This is a genomic window from Gordonia malaquae NBRC 108250 (genome assembly GCF_000344135.1).
Classification (GTDB): domain Bacteria; phylum Actinomycetota; class Actinomycetes; order Mycobacteriales; family Mycobacteriaceae; genus Gordonia; species Gordonia malaquae.
In genome coordinates this window covers 118,962-136,494 of sequence record NZ_BAOP01000013.1, presented here as the reverse complement: position 1 = coordinate 136,494, position 17,533 = coordinate 118,962, and the positions used below count along the sequence as shown (strand labels likewise).

Here is a 17,533-nt window from a genome sequence, read left to right as displayed (position 1 = left end):
TCGCGTCGGCGGGCAGGCGGTCGGCTACGGGCGACGGTAAGTGATGTCGGCGCGGTAGCGACGGAACCCGAGTCGGTCGTACGTGTGGAGCGCGGCAGTGTTGTCACCTTCCACATACAGCTCGACCTCGTCGACGCCCCGACCCTCGAGGTAGTGCAGGCCGGCGAGGGTCAGCAGCCGGCCGAGGCCGCGCCCCTGCGCGGCCGGGTCGACGCCGACGATGTACACCTCGCCGAGTCCGGGCTTGTCCACCTTCGTCCAATGGAAGCCGAGTAGGCGGTCCGGATCGCTTGAATCGAATGCGAGGAACACTCCGGCCGGGTCGAACCAGCCCGACGTCGTGCGCTCGGTGATCTGCTCCTGCGCCCAGCCGCCCTGTTCCGGGTGCCAGTCGAAGGCCGCGTTGTTGACGCGGAGGATCTCGGCGTCGTCGGTCTCGCGGTAGGTCCGCAGCACGATGTCGTCGCGGCTCGGCAGCTCGGGCAGGACCTGGGACGTGCGACGTCGCAGTTGCAGCAGTTCACGCTCGCGGCGCAGCCCGAGTGCCTCGGCGACGCGCGCTGCGGCGGGCAGATCACCGTGCGCCCATATCTGAGCATCGTCGCCGGCTTCGGACGCCACGTCGAGAAGAGCCGCGACCAGAGCCCGCCCCTGCCCGAACCCACGGTGTTCGGGGTGCACAACAGCCTCTGCCATCGGACCGATCACGTTGCCGTAGCCACCCGCCGTCACGACGTGCACGCCCTCGCCCTGCACCGCATGCCGGTGCTGCTCGCTGAGAGCATCGATCCCGTCGGTCTGCTCGGCCGCGGCGTTCGCTGCGAGTGCGTGCTCGACGTCGTCAGGGGCAAGATGTCCACGCACGATTCGGATGTCCGTCATGCGTTCCGAGCGTAGTCGCCGACGCCGCGCCTGCGCTCGACGAGGCGCTGTGCCGCAAAAGTCACATAGGGGTGGCGTACGAAACGCACCCCGGTGTTACTTTTCTGCCAGGTCGTGAGTTTCGTTCAGTCTGGCTCGCCCGCGCCTGACTCGTCTGCGGCGCGTGTGCCGGAGGGTTTGACGGCCTTGTAACCGACGTTGCGCACGGTCCCGATCAGCGATTCGTGGTCGGATCCGAGTTTGGCGCGCAGGCGACGGACGTGGACGTCCACTGTGCGGGTGCCGCCGAAGAAGTCGTAACCCCACACCTCCTGCAGCAGCTGGGCGCGGGTGAAGACTCGGCCCGCATTCTGCGCGAGGTACTTGAGGAGTTCGAACTCCTTGTACGTGAGGTCGATCGGTTTGCCGCGCAGGCGTGCGGTGTAGGTGTTCTCGTCGATGACGAGTTCACCGAGAGTCACTTTGTCGGACTGCTCCGGCTCGATCTCCACCCCGCGCGACGAGATCAGGCGCAGCCGGGCGTCCAGTTCTGCCGGGCCGGTACCGGGCAGGAGGAAATCGTCGATCCCCCAATCCGGATTGACCGCGACAAGACTGCCCTCGCCGACGACGGCGACCACGCGGGCGCCCGTCGAATCGAGAAGGCGGCACAGGCTTCGAGCCGCGGCCAGATCAGCACGCGAATCGACCAGAACTAGGTCCGACTCGGCGGCGTTCACCAGCGACGACGTGTCGGCAGGCGCCAGACGCACGTCGTGCGGCAACAGGGTGAGAGCCTCGAGGACGGCGTCCGGGGACGCCTCCGACGTCAACAACAATAGGTCCACTAACCACTCCGATCTCGTCGTGGCCTCTTGTGAACTGTCGATCGACGCTGGTCGCAGCTCGGTGAAGGTGTGATGACAGAATAGACCCGATGGCCGCGACAACCCGAATCCACCTGCCGAAACGGCCCCTGCGGGCGCTCGCGTGGCTGACGGTCGGGGTCGTGATTCTGCAGGTCACAGGCTTTTTTGTCGACAATGTCGCCGCATCTCGCGCGGAGCATCGACTGGCCCGAGCACTGGAGTCCTCACCCGGTGTGGCCTTCGAACCCGAGGTCACGATAGGCGGCTTCCCGTTCCTCGCCAAGGCGTCGTCCGGCCGCTTCCCACAGGTGACGATCAGTGCACGAGGAGTCGTCCTGGACGGCGGGCCCCGCGGCACGTCCCGCGCGACACTCGACGCCCGACTCACCGAGCCCGACCTCGGGAACATCTGGGACGTCGGCCCCGACACCTCGATCACGGCGCAACAGGCGACAGCCGAGACTCGTATCGACTCGGTGAACCTCGGTCGTTTGATGGGGATCACGGACCTGTACATCAACACGCCGGCGCCCGACGGCAAGGTCGGTGCGGGCGGTCCGGGCGACGGCCTCCTCGAACGAACCGACGGCATCATGCTCAGCGGCACGGTCCCGCTGCCGGGCTCACCGGAGTACGACGGCCGGTTCCCACCGTCCGCCAGCGGTTACACGTATCCGAAGGTCAAGATCAGCATCTCCGCGCGCACGTTCGTCGCCGCGGGCCGTGTGCACATCGCGGCCACCGGGATCTACGACGGCCCGGAAGAGCACTACTCCGCGGACGTGCCGAAAGAGTTTTACGCAGACGTTCTGAAGCGGTTCTCCGCTGTGCTCCCACCGTTGCCGACAGCGTGGAACGTGGCCCCGAACAGGTCCCTGAGCAGGGGAAGTGATCTAGTCGTGATCGGCGACGCCGGCGGAAGCACCTTCGTGGTGAGAGACTTCGCCCGCGTTCGGCCGGCCGTCTGAGCAAACCCGTGTTGTAGGGTCGTGGCCATGCAACACCGCAGTGAGCTGATGCTCACCCGCCGCCTGGCGATCGACCTGTGTCGAACCGCCAACTGTTGCTGTCTCTAGCCGTCTGAACGGCACTCTCCCTTCCGCCGCGTCGGCGATCCCGGCATTTCGGCACTTCTCCACCCTGGCATGCGCCCGACATCCCTTGTCGGTGTCGCATACGTCTCCCTGTGAAAGGAACACACATGGCACGCTCCGACGTCCTGGTCAGCGCCGATTGGGCTGAGCAGAACCTGAACACCGACAAGGTCGTCTTCGTCGAGGTCGACGAGGACACCTCGATCTACGACCTGAACCACATCCCGGGCGCCATCCGCCTGGACTGGAAGAAGGACCTGCAGGACGGCCTGCGTCGCGACTTCCTGAACGCCGAGCAGTTCGGTGCGCTCCTGTCCGAGCGCGGCGTCGCGAACGACGACACCGTCGTCCTCTACGGCGGCAACAACAACTGGTTCGCCGCCTACGCGTACTGGTACTTCAAGATCTACGGCCACAAGGACGTCCGCCTGCTCGACGGCGGCCGCAAGAAGTGGGAACTCGACGGCCGTGAGCTCAGCTCGGACACCGTCACCCGCGAGGCCACCACCTACACCGCGCAGGCAGCAGACACCTCGATCCGTGCTTTCCGCGACGAGGTCATCGACTCGATCGGTTCGGTGAACCTGGTCGACGTCCGCAGCCCTGACGAGTTCGCAGGCAAGATCGCCGCACCCGCACACCTCCCGCAGGAGCAGGCTCAGCAGCGCGGCCATGTCCCCGGCGCCATCAACATCCCGTGGTCGACCACCGCGAACGAAGACGGCACCTTCAAGTCGGACGAGGACCTGAACGCCCTGTACGCGGAGAAGGGCTTCGACGACTCGAAGAACACCATCGCGTACTGCCGCATCGGCGAGCGCTCGAGCCACACCTGGTTCGTGCTGCAGGAACTGCTCGGCAAGACCAACGTCAAGAACTACGACGGCAGCTGGGTCGAGTACGGCTCGCTGGTCGGCGCCCCGATCGAGCTCTGATTCGCCTTTCCGGCGAGACTTTTCTGAGAGGAACTTTCATCATGTGTGGTGCACCCAAGCAGGGACAGACCCTTCCCGCAGGCGTCGACGTCGAGAAGGAGACCGTCCTGACGGGCCAGGTGCTCGACGGTTCGGGCAATCCTGTCGCAGGCGCGTTCGTGCGTCTGCTCGACGGCACGGGCGAGTTCACGGCTGAGGTCGTGGCCTCGGCCACCGGCGACTTCCGCTTCTTCGCCGCCCCCGGCAACTGGACGCTTCGCGCCCTCAGCGCACAGGGCAACGGTGACATCGCGGTCTCGCCGGAAGGACCCGGAGTCCACAACCACGACGTGGTCGTCGCCAAGTAATACGACAACGTCTTTCGCCGGAACCCCGGTCCGCCTCGAGCGGGCCGGGGTTTCGTCGTCTGCGCCCTCGCCCTTTCGACCCGCTTCGCTCGCTCAAGGAGCAGTGGGGCGTGCGAGTCGGAAGGTGTGATCTATCAGCCACTCGTCCGGGGAGAGTTATCGGCGCCCACCCCAGCGAGGTAAAGTCGAGTCGTGGTCCTCTTCTTCGAAATCCTCCTGGGTCTGGCGTCGCTCCTCATCGTGTGGTTCGCGCTCTACACCGTCTACCGTCTGGTGAACGACGAGTCATGACCCGTTCGGGCAATGAAGCGATCTCCGACGCCGAGCAGCGCGCTCAGGAGACCGCATCCCTCAACGTGCCCACGATCGGCGACCTTCCGCTCCCGATCGACACCGCCAACCTCCGCGAAGGCCCCGATCTGCATGCGGGCCTCCTCGCACTGCTGCCGCTTGTCGGCGTCTGGGAAGGGTCAGGCGAAGGCCACAACCCTCTGACCGGCGACGACTACCAGTTCGGCCAGCAGATCACCGTCACTCACGACGGCGGGAACTACCTCGTGTGGCAGTCGCGCTCCTGGGTCGTCGACGACGACGGCGCATACGTGCAGCCCGACCAGCGCGAGTCCGGTTTCTGGCGGATCAGTGAAGACGACGAGATCGAACTGCTGCTCACCCACGCCGAAGGTGTGATCGAACTGTTCTACGGTCGTCCGCTGACGCAGACGTCCTGGAACCTCACCACCGACGTCACACTGCGCACAGAGACCGGCGTGCACACCGGCGGCGCGAAGCGTCTCTACGGCCTCGTTCCCGACGGCGACCTCGCTTATGTCGAGGAGCGCGTCGACGCCGACGGCGAACTCACCCCGCGTCTCTCCGCAAAGCTCCGCCGCGTCATCGGCTGACCTTCTGAACAAAACAGCGTCGGCACTCCTATGGAGTACCGACGCTGTTCTTGTTTGACTCATTTCGACACGCCTCGTCGCTAACGCTCCTCGGCGGCTCAACGAGCAGTAGCGGTGCGCGAATCAGGCGGCGGAGAGTTCCGCGTCGATGCGCAGGAGGCCCGATCCGTCGCCGTGAACCAGCCGGAGGCGGCCGAGGATCTCGCTGACGGTCGCTTCCTCCTCCACCTGCTCGGAGATGAACCAGTCGATCGTGGGCCGCGAATCGAGGTCGTGCTCGGCTTCGGCCTGGATGTAGAGGTTCCGGATCCCTTCGGAGACGGCACGCTCGGCCTCGAGTGCGATCTCGAAGACGTCCGCGACTTCTTCCACCTTGATCGACGGGATGCTGATGTCACCGATCACCGGATGGTTGTCACGGTCGGTGAGGTGCTTGATCAGACGGTCGGCGTGGGTCAGCTCCTCCGCCGACTGCGCGCGCAGCCACGACGCCATACCGGGCAGGTCGCGGAGCTCCACCTCGATCGCAAGCTGACGGTAGAGGAACGACGACTCGTATTCGCGAGTGATCTGCTTGGCGAATTCGACTTCCAGCTCTTCGCTCATCTTCATTTGGATTGCCTTACCTTTCGCTGGTGTGACGATTTCCTACGGCTTCTGACTCAATCCAGAATAGCCATTTTCTGGAATGATTCCAGCGAGGTTCGGCATGCCTAAACCAACGCCTACCTGCGGAAAGCCCAGCCTTACTTCACAAGGGAAAAGGAAGGCTACACACCAACGGAAACGATTGGCACGTCGAATTCGTCGACATTCTGGTGGGTGACGACAATAACCGTCCGCCCTGATCCGAAGAGGCCATCGGCATCAAGAATCCGGCGTAGCAGAGCAGGTGCGTCGCTCGAGTCCACGTGCTCGGTCGGCTCGTCGAGGACAACGACCCGCGCCGGATGAACGACGGCTCGTGCGAGCAGGATCCGTCGTCGCTGACCACCGCTGAGCGCGGAGCCTCCGCCGACCAGATCCGTGTCGAGACCGTCAGGCAGTGCGAGGAGCCACTCCCCCAGCCCGACGGCCGTGAGAGCCTCGATCAACTCGACGTCGGTCGCGTCCCCTCGCGCCACGCGAAGGTTCTCTCGGAGCGACGTCGAGAAGAGGTGCCCTTCTTCCGCGAAGTAGGCCACACTGCACGGCAGGGAGGCAGGCTCGGAATCGACCGAACCTGCGAGCGGACGGAGCTGGCCTGCGATCGTGGCAGCCAGCGTCGACTTGCCTGCACCACTGCGTCCGACCACGATCAACCGTGCGCCCGGGGCGAGATCGAGATCGATGCCCCCGTCGGGACCGAGCGACCGATCGTGTCCCCATTGCAGGCCGCGCGCGATCAGGGTCTGCGGAGCGGGGCTGAACACGGGGTCTGCTCGCGACGCTTCGACTCGCTCCGCTCGCTCAACGAGCAGGAGGTGCGACTGTCTGTCGAGGTCGAGCGCCGACCCTTCGCCGTCGACCAGTGCCATGACACGCGCCCCGGCCTGCCGCCCGCGCTGCCAGGCGATCGCGGCATCGGTCAGCGGACCGGTCGTCTCGAACGCCGACAGCGGCAGCAGGATCAGGACGCCGAACAGCATCGGCGTGATCACTGAGTCGGACGACGACGCACCGGCGAGCGAGCCGCTCAGCCCCGACGCGAGGTCGACGGCGATCACCGCGGCCGCTACCACGCTGACGAGCATCGCCACGGGGGTCATCGACGCGGCGACAGCCTGCCTGGCCATTCCCGCATCGACGGCCTGAGCGTGATCGTTCTCGGAATCGCGGAGTCGTTCGAGGGCCACGCCACGTCGGCGCGCCACCACAAGTTCCGGGCCGTGCCACAGCGCAGTGGTCACCGCGTGGCCCGTCCGCTGCCGGGCCGCGGCGCCGTCGGTGATCACTGTCGCCGACGCTCGCGCCGCCCACCATGGAGCGAGTACCCCGCTGATCAGCAGTGCGCCGGCCAGCACAACGGCCGACAGCGGCGACACGACAGCCATGATCACGACTGCGGCCACTCCCGTCACGGCGCCGACCGCCATCGGGACGACGCCGCGAACCAGGGCGTCGCCGATCTCGTCGACGTCGTCTGCCGTACGGGCGAGCAACTCCGATCGCTGTGCACCGACTCCCGATCCGCCTGCTAGGGCGCGATACACGCGGCCGCGGGCGGACGCCATCGCGTCCAGTGCGACGCGGTGCGACGCCAGTCGCTCGAGATAGCGGAACAACGCCCGCGAGATGCCCAGCGCGCGGACCGCCGTCACCGCGACCGACAGGTACAGGACGGGCGGCATCTGCCAGGCCCGCGTGATCAGCCATGCCGACAGTGCTGCCAGGCCGAGCGCCGACAACGCGCCGGCCGCCCCGAGGCAGATCGCGGCGACCAAGGAACTCCGACGCAGGCCGATGAAGTCGAACGCCCGCAGGAGCGGGTCGTTGCGCATCATCGCGCCACCGCCTCGCCTGCCACGTTCACGACGCCGTGTGCGCCCGCGTCCGCATCGAGCACATCGGCCCGATGCGAGACGATCACCACTGTCGCTCCCGCGGCGGCGCGTCGATCGATCGTGGCCATGACGCGGGCGGCGGTCTCGTCGTCGAGGTGTGCTGTCGGTTCGTCGAGCAGGACAAGCGGCGCGTTCGACGCCAGCGTCCGGACCAGCGCGAGCCGCTGCCGCTGTCCCGCTGAGATGCCGTTGCCTCCCGCGCCGATCGTCGTGGCGAGTCCGGCGGGAAGCTCCGCGACAACGGAGTCGAAGGCGACCGCACGAGAGACCTCGGCGACGAGATCCGGATCGAGGTCACCGAAGAGCGCCAGATTGTCCGAGACCGTCCCAGGTTCGATCACCGGATTCTGCGGCAGCCACGCGACATGCCTGTGGAAGGCGTCGAGATCAAGCGTGCCGACCTCGACATCGTTGATTCTGACGCAGCCCTCATCTGCCGTCTCCAGGCCGAGGATCGCTGCCAACACAGTCGACTTTCCGGCACCGTTGGCACCGGTCAAGACGGTCACCTCGCCCGGCCGCAGCATCGCGGAGAGACGCCGTGGCGTCCACCCGTCTCGACCGCGGACCCCGAGATCGTCCAGCGTCACGGTGAGCGGTGCTGCCACTGTGTGGTCTCGACGATCGGCCGGGGTCGCGTCGGCAGCGGATGACAGGAGCGCGAGCACTTCGCGGGAGGCTTCCCTACCGTCTTCTGCGGCGTGGAAGGCTGCGCCGATCCGACGGAGCGGCAGGTACGCCTCCGGCGCCAGGACCAGAGCGAGCACACCCGCGTACAGGCTCATGTCACCGAACACGAGGCGGAGACCGATACCGACGGCAACGAGGGCGACACACAGGGTCGCGAGTAGTTCCAGGACCGCACCCGACAGAAACGCGATGCGCAGCGACGACATCGTGCTGCGGGTCAGACTCGCGCCGAGCGAGTCGACGCGCGCCGCCGGGCCGTTTGCGCGCCCGAGCGCCTTCAATGTCGGCAGGCCGGTCAGCAGGTCCAGAAGCTGAGCGCTCTGCCTGCTCATCGCGTCTAGTTTGCGGCGCGTCCGGTCCCGGGTCAGCATGCCGATCAACACCATGAACACCGGAATCAGCGGCATTGTGACGACGATGATCACCGCTGACGGCCAGTCGGCCCACCACACCACCGCGATCACCAACGGCGTGATGACAACCGTCGACAGCAGCGCGGGAACGTAGTCGGCGAGATAGTCGACGAGTGCGTCGAGGCCACGAAGAAGCACCGTCGATGCCCGGTCCCGTTCGGCCGCCAACCGATGCGGGGATGTGCGCGTGGGATCGGTCAGTGCGTCGACTGCCGCCGACCGCAGTTCGGCGATCGTCTGCAGCGCCGCACGGTGCGCGAACCTGTCGCGTAGAAACGTCGTCGCGGCGCGGGTCGCGAAGGCGCCGACGATCACCGCGAGGTGCACTCCCTGCGCTCCGAACGACCGTGCCGACGGGTCGGTCACCACATCCGACAGCAGGCCTGCGATCGCGACGGCCCCCGCGATCACCGCGATCACGTCGACGATCGCGAAGAGCGCGAGTGCGATCGTGTACCTGCGCGCCGACGGCGAGTAGGTCAGAAGTCGCCGATCGAACGGCGCCTGCACGCGGCCCCCCGAGCGCTCACTCACCCCTGCTCCCCGAGCATTCCTCCCTGCTCCCCGAGCGCAGTCGAGGGGTCACAACGGCAGCCCGATGGACGGCGGGATCTGATCGACGGAGAGCCGCTTGCGGAACACCCAGTAGCTCCACGCCTGGTAGGCGATCACGACCGGAGTCATGAAGCCTGCTGCCCACGTCATGATGACGAGTGTGTAATGGCTCGACGACGTGTTCTCGATCGTGAGGTTGAACGCGGCGTCGGTGGTCGACGGCAGGACGTTCGGAAACAGCACGCTGAACAGCATCGACACGGTGCCGATGATCGCCACCGAGGTCGCGGCGAACGCGATGCCTTCACGTCGAGCGTAGGCAGCCACGACGAGCACCACTGCGGCGACGGCCGCGACAGCGACGATCGCCCATGTCCACGGCTTGCCGTAGGAGATCTGCGTCCACAACAGGAAGCCCGCGGCAACCGCCGCCGTCGGGATCGACAGTCGCCACGCGAGAGTCTGCGCTTCGTCGCGCACCACTCCGCTCGTCTTGAGCCCGATGAACAGCGCACCGTGAGTCAAGAAGGCGAGCAACGTCGTGGCGCCGCCGAGCAGCGCGTACGGGTTGAGCAGGTTGAAGAAGCCCCCCGTGTACTGGTGGTCGGCGTCGATCGGCAGTCCGCGAACGACGTTGGCGAACGCGACGCCCCAGAGGATCGCGGGAACCCACGAACCGATACCGATGCCGACGTCGCACCATGCACGCCACCGCGGGTTGTTGATCTTGCCTCGCCATTCGATGGCGACCACACGCACGATCAGCCCGATCAGGATCAGGAACAGCGGGAAGTAGAACGCGGAGAACATCGTCGCGTACCAGCCGCCGAAAGCCGCGAACATCGCGCCGCCGCCGGTCAACAGCCACACCTCGTTGGCGTCCCACACCGGCCCGATCGTGTTCAAGAGGAGTCGACGGCGCTTGTCACCGTCGGGTTCTGCCGATCGGCCGAGGAACGGCAGCAGCATTCCGACGCCGAAGTCGAAGCCTTCGAGGACGAAGTACATGACGAACAGGACCGCGATCGTCGCGAACCAGAAGTGTTCCAGAGTCATCTTTCTCAGCCTCCTCAGTACGCGAACGACAGGGGTTTGTCGGAGTCGTCGTCGGCTCCGACATCGGGCGCCTGGGCGTCCTTCTCGCTCGGTCCGGCGATGACGTACTTGCGTTCCAGGTAGAACCAGACGACGCCGAGCGCTCCGTAGAGCAGCGTGAAACCGATGAGCGTGGTCCACACCATAGGCGGCGTGTGATTGGAGACGCCGTCTTGGACGAGCATGTGGATGCGCAGCGGGTCACCGTCTGCATCGGCCCAGTTGGGCACCACCACCCACGGTTGTCGACCCATCTCGGTGAAGATCCAGCCGGACGCATTCGCCAGGAACGGCGTCGGCAGCATCCACAGTGCGAGGCGGCCGAACTTGTGCGGCACTTCGCTTCGGCCCTTGCGGAGGAACCAGAGGCCGCCGAGAGCGACAACCACGGACCCGAGGGCCCACGTGATCATCGCGCGGAAACTCCAGTACGTGACGAACAGGTTCGGCGCGAAGTTCTGGTTCGGCATGTTGAGCTTCTCGCGGTACATCTCCTGCAACTCGTTGACGCCCTTGACCTCGCTGTCGAAGGTGTGGTCGGACAGGAACGAGAGCATGTTGGGGATGGCGATGACGTGCTCGATCGAATCGCAGTTGTTCTGCCGCCCGATGCTCAGCACCGAGAACGACGCGCCGGTCTCGGTCTCACACAGCGATTCGGCGGCGGCCATCTTCATCGGCTGCTGTTTGAACATCAGCTGGCCCTGCATGTCACCGGTGATGAACAGTGCCGCGCCGGCCGCGATCGTCACCCACAGAGCCATCCGGGTGACCGGTCTCCACAGCGTCGCGTTGTCGTGACGCAGTTGCTCGGGTGTGCGGTCGATCTGACTCGGCGACGAGGTCTCGGGAACGCCCGAGTGGTCGCCGGACGCGATCGCCTCGTCGAGTTGGCGCGCACGCACGGTGTTGCGTGCCATCCACCAGATGCCGACGATCGCGACGAGCGTCGCCGCCGTCAGGAACGCGCCCGCGATGACGTGCGGGAAGGCGACAAGAGTTGTGTTATTGGTGATCAGCGCGACGAAGTTCGTCATCTGCGGGCGTTCACGGACGGGATCCCATTCGACTCCGACCGGGTGCTGCATCCACGAGTTGGCGGCGATGATGAAGTACGCGGATGCGTTGACGCCGATCGCGACCAGCCAGATGCACGCGAGGTGTATTCGACGCGGTAGCCTGCCCCAGCCGAACATCCAGAGTCCGATGAACGTCGACTCCAGGAAGAACGCGACAAGGCCTTCCATGGCGAGCGGCGCGCCGAAGACGTCGGCGACGTATCGGCTGTACTCACTCCAGTTCATTCCGAACTGGAACTCCTGGACGATGCCGGTCGCGACACCGAGCGCGAAGTTGATGAGGAAGATCTTCGCGAAGAATTTGGTGGCCCGCAGCCACTGCTCGTTGCCAGTCACGTGCCAGACGGTCTGCATCACCGCGATGAGCGGCGCCAGTCCGATCGTCAGTGGCACCAGGATGAAGTGGTAGACCGTCGTGATTCCGAACTGCCACCTGGAGATGTCTACGACATTCACGCTCGCCTCACAATCGTGTTGTCCCGAGCTCGTCGTTGAGCTCTGTTCCGGAGCGTTACTACAGAGCGTAGTAGCGATCGCCTGGAATACAAGACCATCGTGACGCAGGAGACGAAAGACCCTCCCCTACCAGGACATCCGCCCTGTATTCACAGTCACATCATCCGCTCGGAGATGGCCCGAGACACCAGATTCGGCACATCGGGCGCGGCCGCTGAAGGAACCGGGAGCACCGTGGTGTCGACGGCTGCGACCCTCGCGGCGAGCGTCAGCGACGACAGCAACCAGACGCCGTCCGCCGCCAGAACGTCCGACTGCGTCATCCGGGCTTCGCGAACCGGCACATCGAAGGACGCCGCCACCCGGAACAGCGCCTGCTGCGTTGTGCCCGGCAGGATGCCCTGGTCACGAGGCGGGGTCGTGAGAGTCCCGTCGACGACGGCGACGACCGACGCCCGCGGGCTCTCGAGGATCAGCCCGTCCGCGGAGACGTAGATCGCGTCGTCGAACCCGGACCGCTGCACATGACGAAGCGCGGCCATGTTCCGCGCATAACTGAGGGCCTTGGCGCCCGCCAGCTCCCACGGCTGCGCCGACGACGGTTCGACCCCACGTGGCAGCAGGGTCACTCGCACCCCGTCACGCCGGGCGATCGCCGAGCGCTCCGGGACCGGCGTGACCGTGAGGTAGCAGGTCGGCGGCCCGCCCGACTCTCGCCCACGCGAGTACAGAATGCGCAGGCACGCATCGTCGGGCGACGCCCATTCACCCTCGGCCACAGCGATCGCCCGACGCAGCGCACCTGCGTCGGGGGCAGGCAGGTCGAGGGCCCGTGCACCGTCGCCCAGCCGGCGCAAGTGGTCGTCGACCAGCCTCGATTCCCGATCTCGGATGAGGATGGTCTCGAATACTCCGTCACCCCTCAGCGCCGCCAGATCGTCCGCGAACAGCAGCGGAGCGTCCGCGTCTCGCACCCGGCCCTCGCCGTCCACCACGATCACATCCCCCACCGTAGACTGGCTGCATGTCTGCGGATTCTTCTCGACCCGTGAGCTCTGCGATTCTGACCGCGTCCGCCGACGCGGTCCCCACACCGGACGGGGACCTCAGCCCCGGGGTCGCCTGGCATTACGGCGACCCGCTCGGAGAGCAGCGAGCCGCGTCGCACGGAGTGGTCGTCGTCGACCGCAGCGACCGCAGCGTCATCGAACTCGCGGGTCCCGAGCGACTCACATGGCTGCACACGATCTCCTCCCAGCACGTGTCGGCGCTCCCCGACCGACGAAGCGCAGAAAACTTGTCGCTCGACCTGAACGGCCGTGTCGAGGATCATTTCGTCATCACCGACATCAACGACGTCACGTGGATCGACACCGAGCAGTTCCGCGGCGCCGCTCTCGCCGACTTCCTCACGAAGATGGTGTTCTGGGCGCAGGTCACACCCGCAGCACGCGCCGACATGGCGGTCCTGACACTGATCGGACCGGCAGCACGCACCGGTGCCGTCGCCGAACTCCTCGAGATCCCGGCCGACGCCGACGTGTACGCGGCGGGCGACCTTCCCGAACGACACCACGACGAGGAGCCGCTCGGATTCTGGCGAGTGATGCCCCCGATCGGCGAAGGACGCACCACCCCCGTCGTCGACGTCGTCGTGCCGCGAGACGACGTCTCGGCCTGGTGGACCGCGATCACCGGCGCAGGCGCGCGGCCGGCTGGAATGTGGGCGCACGACGCGCTGCGGGTGGCCGCCGGACGTGCGCGGCTCGGCATCGACACCGACGATCGGACCATTCCGCATGAGGCCGATTGGATCGGCGGACCCGACCAACAGGGCGCCGTCCACCTGGAGAAGGGCTGCTACCGCGGCCAGGAGACGGTCTCGCGCGTTGCGAACATCGGACGCGCACCACGACGTCTGGTGCTTCTGCATCTCGACGGCGCCACCGACACGAGGCCCGCGACCGGCGATCCGGTGTCTGTCGGCGGGCGCAGCGTCGGACGCGTCGGCACCGTGATCGATCACTACGAGCTCGGCCCGATCGCGCTCGCTCTGGTCAAACGGGCAGTCCCGGTCGACGCCGATCTGATCGCAGGCGACCCGGAATCGGGAACCGCAGCCCGCATCGACGACGACCTGTTTGTGCCAGACGACTCGGTTCCGGCAGGTCGCGCGGCGCAGGATCGTCTCCGCGGGCGGTCCTGACCTCGCTCTCGTCCCAGATGTGACGTCTCTCGCCACCCCACACTCGGGCCTGAGGAGCTTTTGTCGTCAGCACGCGCTAGACTGCTGGTACGAGAATTACTAACGAATAGAACGGGGCCGCCACCACGATGGCCGCCCCGTCATTGTGCGAGGGGGTCCCATATGGGCCGCGGCCGGGCTAAGGCAAAGCAGACGAAGGTTGCTCGACAGCTGAAGTACTCTGCTCCGAACACCGACTTCGACAGCTTGCAGCGCGAGTTGTCCAACGGTGAAGGGCAGTCGTACACGACCGACACTTGGTCGGACGACGACTCCCGGAACAGCGAAGACGAGTGGCACCGCGCCTGAGGCGCGCACACTCGATTCCTCCCCTCACCTCGTTCCACGCATTCTGACGCGATGAGAATTCTCGTTTCCGCGCGCCCGAACGTCCCGTGGTGAGTGCTGAACGGAACAGTCATGCATACGAGAGCGGGCCCGGTCATTCCGACCGGGCCCGCTCTCGTATCCGCGTCAACGACACGCTCGACGACCGGAGAAGGACACGCTCGACCATCCCGCTCCCCGAGCGCAGTCGAGGGGCCGAACAACGCGAACGTCTCGACTGCGCTCGACGACCGGGCCGGGCCTGATCGACGACCGGGCTGGGTCTGATCGACAAGCGAGGGCGGACTCCGGAGGACGGTCGGAACAGGTCAGAAGCGCGCGTGGTCGCCGACGAGCTCGGCGCGGCCTGCGGCCCCATCGGTGCCGCGAGTGATCGATCCGAGCACCCAGTTGTCGACGTGGCGCGCCGTGAGAACGGCCTGAGCGCGGTCGGTGTCTTCAGGCGCGACGATCGCGACCATGCCGACGCCCATGTTGAACGTGCGCTCCATCTCGAGGCGCTCGACGCGGCCGCGCTGCGCGATCATCGAGAAGATCGGGGCGGGCGTCCACGAGTTGCGTTCGAGGACCGCCTCGAGGCCGACCGGGAGCACTCGCCCGAGGTTGTCGGCGAGGCCGCCACCGGTGATGTGCGCAAACGTGCGGACATCGGCTTCTGCGGCGAGTGCCAGGCAGTCCTTGGCGTAGATGCGGGTCGGTTCGAGGAGCTCTTCACCGAGCGTGCGTCCGAACTCCTCGACGTGGCCCTCGAGGTCGAGGTGACCGAGTTCGAGGAGCACGTTGCGGGCGAGCGAGTAGCCGTTCGAGTGCAGACCCGACGAGCCCATCGCGATCACGACGTCACCCGGCCGCACGCGGTCGGGACCGAGGATGTCGTCGGCTTCGACAACACCGACGCCGGTCGCCGAGATGTCGTAGTGGCCGTCTTCCATGACGCCCGGGTGTTCGGCCGTCTCTCCGCCGAGGAGGGCACAGCCTGCGTCGACACAACCGTCGGCGATGCCCTTGACGATGTCGGCGACCATTTCCGGGATCACCTTGCCGACGGCGATGTAGTCCTGGAGGAACAGGGGCTCGGCGCCGCAGACGACGAGGTCGTCGACGACCATGGCGACCAGGTCGCGGCCCACGGTGTGGTGGATGCCCATCGCCTGCGCGACGGCCAGCTTGGTGCCGACGCCGTCACTCGACGCTGCGAGCACCGGCTCACGGTAGTCGCCCTTCAGCGAGAACAGTCCGGCGAATCCGCCGAGGCCGCCGAGGACCTCGGGTCGCGTCGCCCGCTTCGCGTGCGGCAGGAACAGCTCGACTGCGCGCTCACCCGCATCGATGTCCACACCGGCGGCCGCGTACGACGCACCGCCCCCGGATGCCTGGTTGGCGGCAGACCCGTCCGTCATCGTCGTACTTCTCCTACACATCGTGTTCTTCGACGCCGACCGTCAAGGCCGTCCGCCGTGCTCATCGCACTCACGCTACCCGAGTGCTCGGTGGAATCTCTTGTCGTGACCGACTACGGTCACGGCCGCATCACGGCGCTGACGTTGTCGTTCTGCGCGATCAGCGGATCTGCGGGGGCGGCATCGCTCGACATCATCGTTTCGAGAACCGCCTTGCCCATCGCGGTCTCGCCCGGCAGTTCAATCGGGTACTTGCCGTCGAAGCAGGCAGCGCAGAGGTTGGAACGCTCCTCGCCAGTCGCGGCGATCATCTCGTCGACGCTGATGTAGCCGAGACTGTCGGCGCCGATCGCCTGACGGACGCCGTCGACCATGTGCTCTTCCGACTCCATGCCGTTGGCGATCAGCTCCGCAGGAGACGCGAAGTCGATGCCGTAGAAGCAGGGCCACCGGACGGGCGCGGACGCGATGCGGACGTGGACCTCCGCGGCACCCGCCTCACGGAGCATGCGGATGAGAGCTCGCTGGGTGTTGCCGCGCACGATCGAGTCGTCGACGACCACCAGACGCCGGCCGCGGATCACTTCGCGGAGCGGATTCAACTTGAGCCGGATGCCGAGCTGACGGATGGTCTGCGACGGCTGGATGAACGTGCGACCGACGTAGGCGTTCTTCATCAGGCCCTGGCCGTAAGGGATCCCGGACTCCTGCGCGAATCCAACCGCGGCCGGGGTGCCCGACTCGGGGACGGGGATCACGAGGTCTCCGACAGCAGGCTGTTCGCGGGCGAGACGGCGGCCGATGTCGACGCGCGCCGAGTGAACGGAGCGACCGTGGATCACGCTGTCCGGGCGAGCCAGGTAGACGTGCTCGAAGACGCACAGTTTGGGTGTGGCCTCGGCGAAACGAGTGCTGCGGACACCGTTGTTGTCGATGGCGAGCAGCTCGCCGGGTTCGATGTCGCGTACGAACGACGCGCCGACGATGTCGAAGGCCGCGGTCTCCGACGCGACGACCCAACCGCGATCGAGCCGACCGAGGGACAGCGGGCGGATGCCGTGCGGGTCGCGTGCCGCGTACAGCGTGGTCTCGTCCTGGAACGTCAGGCAGAACGCGCCCTTGAGCGTCGGCAGCAGCTCGACGGCGGCCTGCTCGAGCGTCTTGTCCGCCGCGCCGTGCGCGAGGAGGGCACCGACGACGTCGGAGTCCGACGATGCGGCCGCGCGGTCGGACGGGCCGTACAGGCCCAGATCACGGGCGCGCGCCGCGAGCTCTGCGGTGTTGACGAGGTTGCCGTTGTGGCCGAGCGCAACGCCGCTGCCCGCGTCGGTGTGCCGGAAGATGGGCTGCGAGTTCTCCCACGTGGTCGAGCCGGTGGTCGAGTAGCGGCAGTGTCCGACGGCGACGTGGCCGATCATCGACGCGAGCGTCTGCTCGTCGAACACCTGGCTGACGAGTCCGAGGTCTTTGAACACGAGGACCTGCGAGCCGTCGCCGACGGCGATGCCTGCGGCTTCTTGACCGCGATGCTGCAGCGCGTACAGCCCGTAGTAGGTGAGCTTTGCGACGTCCTCGCCCGGCGCCCAGACACCGAACACTCCGCATTCTTCGCGGGGTTCGTTCTCGGAGACGTCGTCAGGCTGCTGCGTATCCAGCAGATTGCGAGAATGAATCGACAGGTCAGTCACGATGCGACGC

General features: G+C 66.5%; 17 protein-coding genes. 7 read left to right on the top strand and 10 right to left on the bottom strand.

Annotated elements, in window-relative coordinates:
• Positions 1-24: 24 nt before the first annotated feature.
• The gene (gene mshD, locus GM1_RS10680) at positions 25-882 is read right to left on the bottom strand and encodes a mycothiol synthase (protein WP_008378694.1); all 858 of its coding nucleotides are present in this window, start codon (positions 880-882) and stop codon (positions 25-27) included.
• Between the two features lie 125 nt (positions 883-1,007).
• Entirely contained in the window at positions 1,008-1,709 is a 702-nt protein-coding gene (locus GM1_RS10675) for a winged helix-turn-helix transcriptional regulator (RefSeq protein WP_008378693.1), read from the bottom strand.
• Between the two features lie 89 nt (positions 1,710-1,798).
• Between GM1_RS10675 and GM1_RS10670 the strand changes: the two genes are divergently transcribed.
• The 5 genes from GM1_RS10670 to GM1_RS10650 all read left to right on the top strand — a co-directional run bounded on the left by GM1_RS10670 (position 1,799) and on the right by GM1_RS10650 (position 5,011).
• Positions 1,799-2,698 carry an LmeA family phospholipid-binding protein gene (locus GM1_RS10670; RefSeq protein WP_008378691.1) on the top strand — a complete coding sequence of 300 codons (900 nt, stop codon included), beginning with the start codon at positions 1,799-1,801 and terminating at the stop codon, positions 2,696-2,698.
• Positions 2,699-2,725: 27 nt separating this feature from the next.
• Positions 2,726-2,806: a putative leader peptide gene (locus GM1_RS23270; RefSeq protein ID WP_353107989.1), complete on the top strand. Its 81-nt coding sequence runs from the start codon at positions 2,726-2,728 to the stop codon at positions 2,804-2,806.
• Between the two features lie 125 nt (positions 2,807-2,931).
• Positions 2,932-3,759, top strand: a complete 828-nt coding sequence (locus GM1_RS10665; RefSeq protein WP_008378690.1) for a sulfurtransferase — start codon at positions 2,932-2,934, stop codon at positions 3,757-3,759.
• A 41-nt stretch (positions 3,760-3,800) separates the two neighbouring features.
• Positions 3,801-4,106 (top strand): DUF1416 domain-containing protein, encoded by a 306-nt coding sequence (locus GM1_RS10660; RefSeq protein ID WP_008378688.1) that lies wholly within the window; start codon positions 3,801-3,803, stop codon positions 4,104-4,106.
• 287 nt (positions 4,107-4,393) lie between these two features.
• A complete protein-coding gene (locus GM1_RS10650) occupies positions 4,394-5,011 on the top strand; it encodes a heme-binding beta-barrel domain-containing protein (RefSeq protein WP_008378686.1) in 618 nt (205 codons plus the stop codon).
• Between the two features lie 123 nt (positions 5,012-5,134).
• Here the strand turns inward: GM1_RS10650 and GM1_RS10645 are convergent, their stop codons facing one another.
• The 6 genes from GM1_RS10645 to GM1_RS10620 form a co-directional block, all read right to left on the bottom strand.
• Positions 5,135-5,623: a ferritin gene (locus GM1_RS10645; RefSeq protein WP_008378684.1), complete on the bottom strand. Its 489-nt coding sequence runs from the start codon at positions 5,621-5,623 to the stop codon at positions 5,135-5,137.
• A 158-nt stretch (positions 5,624-5,781) separates the two neighbouring features.
• The gene (gene cydC, locus GM1_RS10640; RefSeq protein WP_040519887.1) at positions 5,782-7,491 is read right to left on the bottom strand and encodes a thiol reductant ABC exporter subunit CydC; all 1,710 of its coding nucleotides are present in this window, start codon (positions 7,489-7,491) and stop codon (positions 5,782-5,784) included.
• Positions 7,491-9,191 carry a thiol reductant ABC exporter subunit CydD gene (gene cydD, locus GM1_RS10635; protein ID WP_008378679.1) on the bottom strand — a complete coding sequence of 567 codons (1,701 nt, stop codon included), beginning with the start codon at positions 9,189-9,191 and terminating at the stop codon, positions 7,491-7,493. Before cydD ends, cydC begins: the two co-directional genes overlap by 1 nt.
• A gap of 48 nt (positions 9,192-9,239) precedes the next feature.
• Positions 9,240-10,268 carry a cytochrome d ubiquinol oxidase subunit II gene (gene cydB, locus GM1_RS10630; RefSeq protein WP_008378678.1) on the bottom strand — a complete coding sequence of 343 codons (1,029 nt, stop codon included), beginning with the start codon at positions 10,266-10,268 and terminating at the stop codon, positions 9,240-9,242.
• Positions 10,269-10,282: 14 nt separating this feature from the next.
• Positions 10,283-11,842: a cytochrome ubiquinol oxidase subunit I gene (locus GM1_RS10625; protein WP_008378676.1), complete on the bottom strand. Its 1,560-nt coding sequence runs from the start codon at positions 11,840-11,842 to the stop codon at positions 10,283-10,285.
• 155 nt (positions 11,843-11,997) lie between these two features.
• Positions 11,998-12,852 carry an aminodeoxychorismate lyase gene (locus GM1_RS10620; RefSeq protein WP_008378673.1) on the bottom strand — a complete coding sequence of 285 codons (855 nt, stop codon included), beginning with the start codon at positions 12,850-12,852 and terminating at the stop codon, positions 11,998-12,000.
• Positions 12,853-12,890: 38 nt separating this feature from the next.
• Between GM1_RS10620 and ygfZ the strand changes: the two genes are divergently transcribed.
• Both ygfZ and GM1_RS10610 read left to right on the top strand, forming a co-directional pair.
• On the top strand, positions 12,891-14,048 hold the full coding sequence (gene ygfZ, locus GM1_RS10615; RefSeq protein WP_008378671.1) for a CAF17-like 4Fe-4S cluster assembly/insertion protein YgfZ: 1,158 nt from the start codon (positions 12,891-12,893) through the stop codon (positions 14,046-14,048).
• 162 nt (positions 14,049-14,210) lie between these two features.
• On the top strand, positions 14,211-14,396 hold the full coding sequence (locus GM1_RS10610; RefSeq protein ID WP_008378670.1) for a DUF3073 domain-containing protein: 186 nt from the start codon (positions 14,211-14,213) through the stop codon (positions 14,394-14,396).
• A gap of 347 nt (positions 14,397-14,743) precedes the next feature.
• Here the strand turns inward: GM1_RS10610 and purM are convergent, their stop codons facing one another.
• Together purM and purF are read right to left on the bottom strand one after the other, a co-directional pair.
• Positions 14,744-15,835, bottom strand: a complete 1,092-nt coding sequence (gene purM, locus GM1_RS10605) for a phosphoribosylformylglycinamidine cyclo-ligase (protein WP_008378668.1) — start codon at positions 15,833-15,835, stop codon at positions 14,744-14,746.
• A 119-nt stretch (positions 15,836-15,954) separates the two neighbouring features.
• Positions 15,955-17,523 (bottom strand): amidophosphoribosyltransferase, encoded by a 1,569-nt coding sequence (gene purF, locus GM1_RS10600; protein WP_008378666.1) that lies wholly within the window; start codon positions 17,521-17,523, stop codon positions 15,955-15,957.
• Between the last annotated feature and the right edge of the window lie 10 nt (positions 17,524-17,533).

Coding starts and splice junctions, on each gene's coding strand:
- mshD (WP_008378694.1), bottom strand. CDS start 882: ATGACGGACATCCGAATCGTGCGTGGACATCTTGCCCCTGACGACGTC.
- GM1_RS10670 (WP_008378691.1), top strand. CDS start 1,799: ATGGCCGCGACAACCCGAATCCACCTGCCGAAACGGCCCCTGCGGGCG.
- GM1_RS23270 (WP_353107989.1), top strand. CDS start 2,726: ATGCAACACCGCAGTGAGCTGATGCTCACCCGCCGCCTGGCGATCGAC.
- GM1_RS10665 (WP_008378690.1), top strand. CDS start 2,932: ATGGCACGCTCCGACGTCCTGGTCAGCGCCGATTGGGCTGAGCAGAAC.
- GM1_RS10660 (WP_008378688.1), top strand. CDS start 3,801: ATGTGTGGTGCACCCAAGCAGGGACAGACCCTTCCCGCAGGCGTCGAC.
- GM1_RS10650 (WP_008378686.1), top strand. CDS start 4,394: ATGACCCGTTCGGGCAATGAAGCGATCTCCGACGCCGAGCAGCGCGCT.
- GM1_RS10645 (WP_008378684.1), bottom strand. CDS start 5,623: ATGAAGATGAGCGAAGAGCTGGAAGTCGAATTCGCCAAGCAGATCACT.
- cydC (WP_040519887.1), bottom strand. CDS start 7,491: ATGCGCAACGACCCGCTCCTGCGGGCGTTCGACTTCATCGGCCTGCGT.
- cydB (WP_008378678.1), bottom strand. CDS start 10,268: ATGACTCTGGAACACTTCTGGTTCGCGACGATCGCGGTCCTGTTCGTC.
- GM1_RS10610 (WP_008378670.1), top strand. CDS start 14,211: ATGGGCCGCGGCCGGGCTAAGGCAAAGCAGACGAAGGTTGCTCGACAG.
- purM (WP_008378668.1), bottom strand. CDS start 15,835: ATGACGGACGGGTCTGCCGCCAACCAGGCATCCGGGGGCGGTGCGTCG.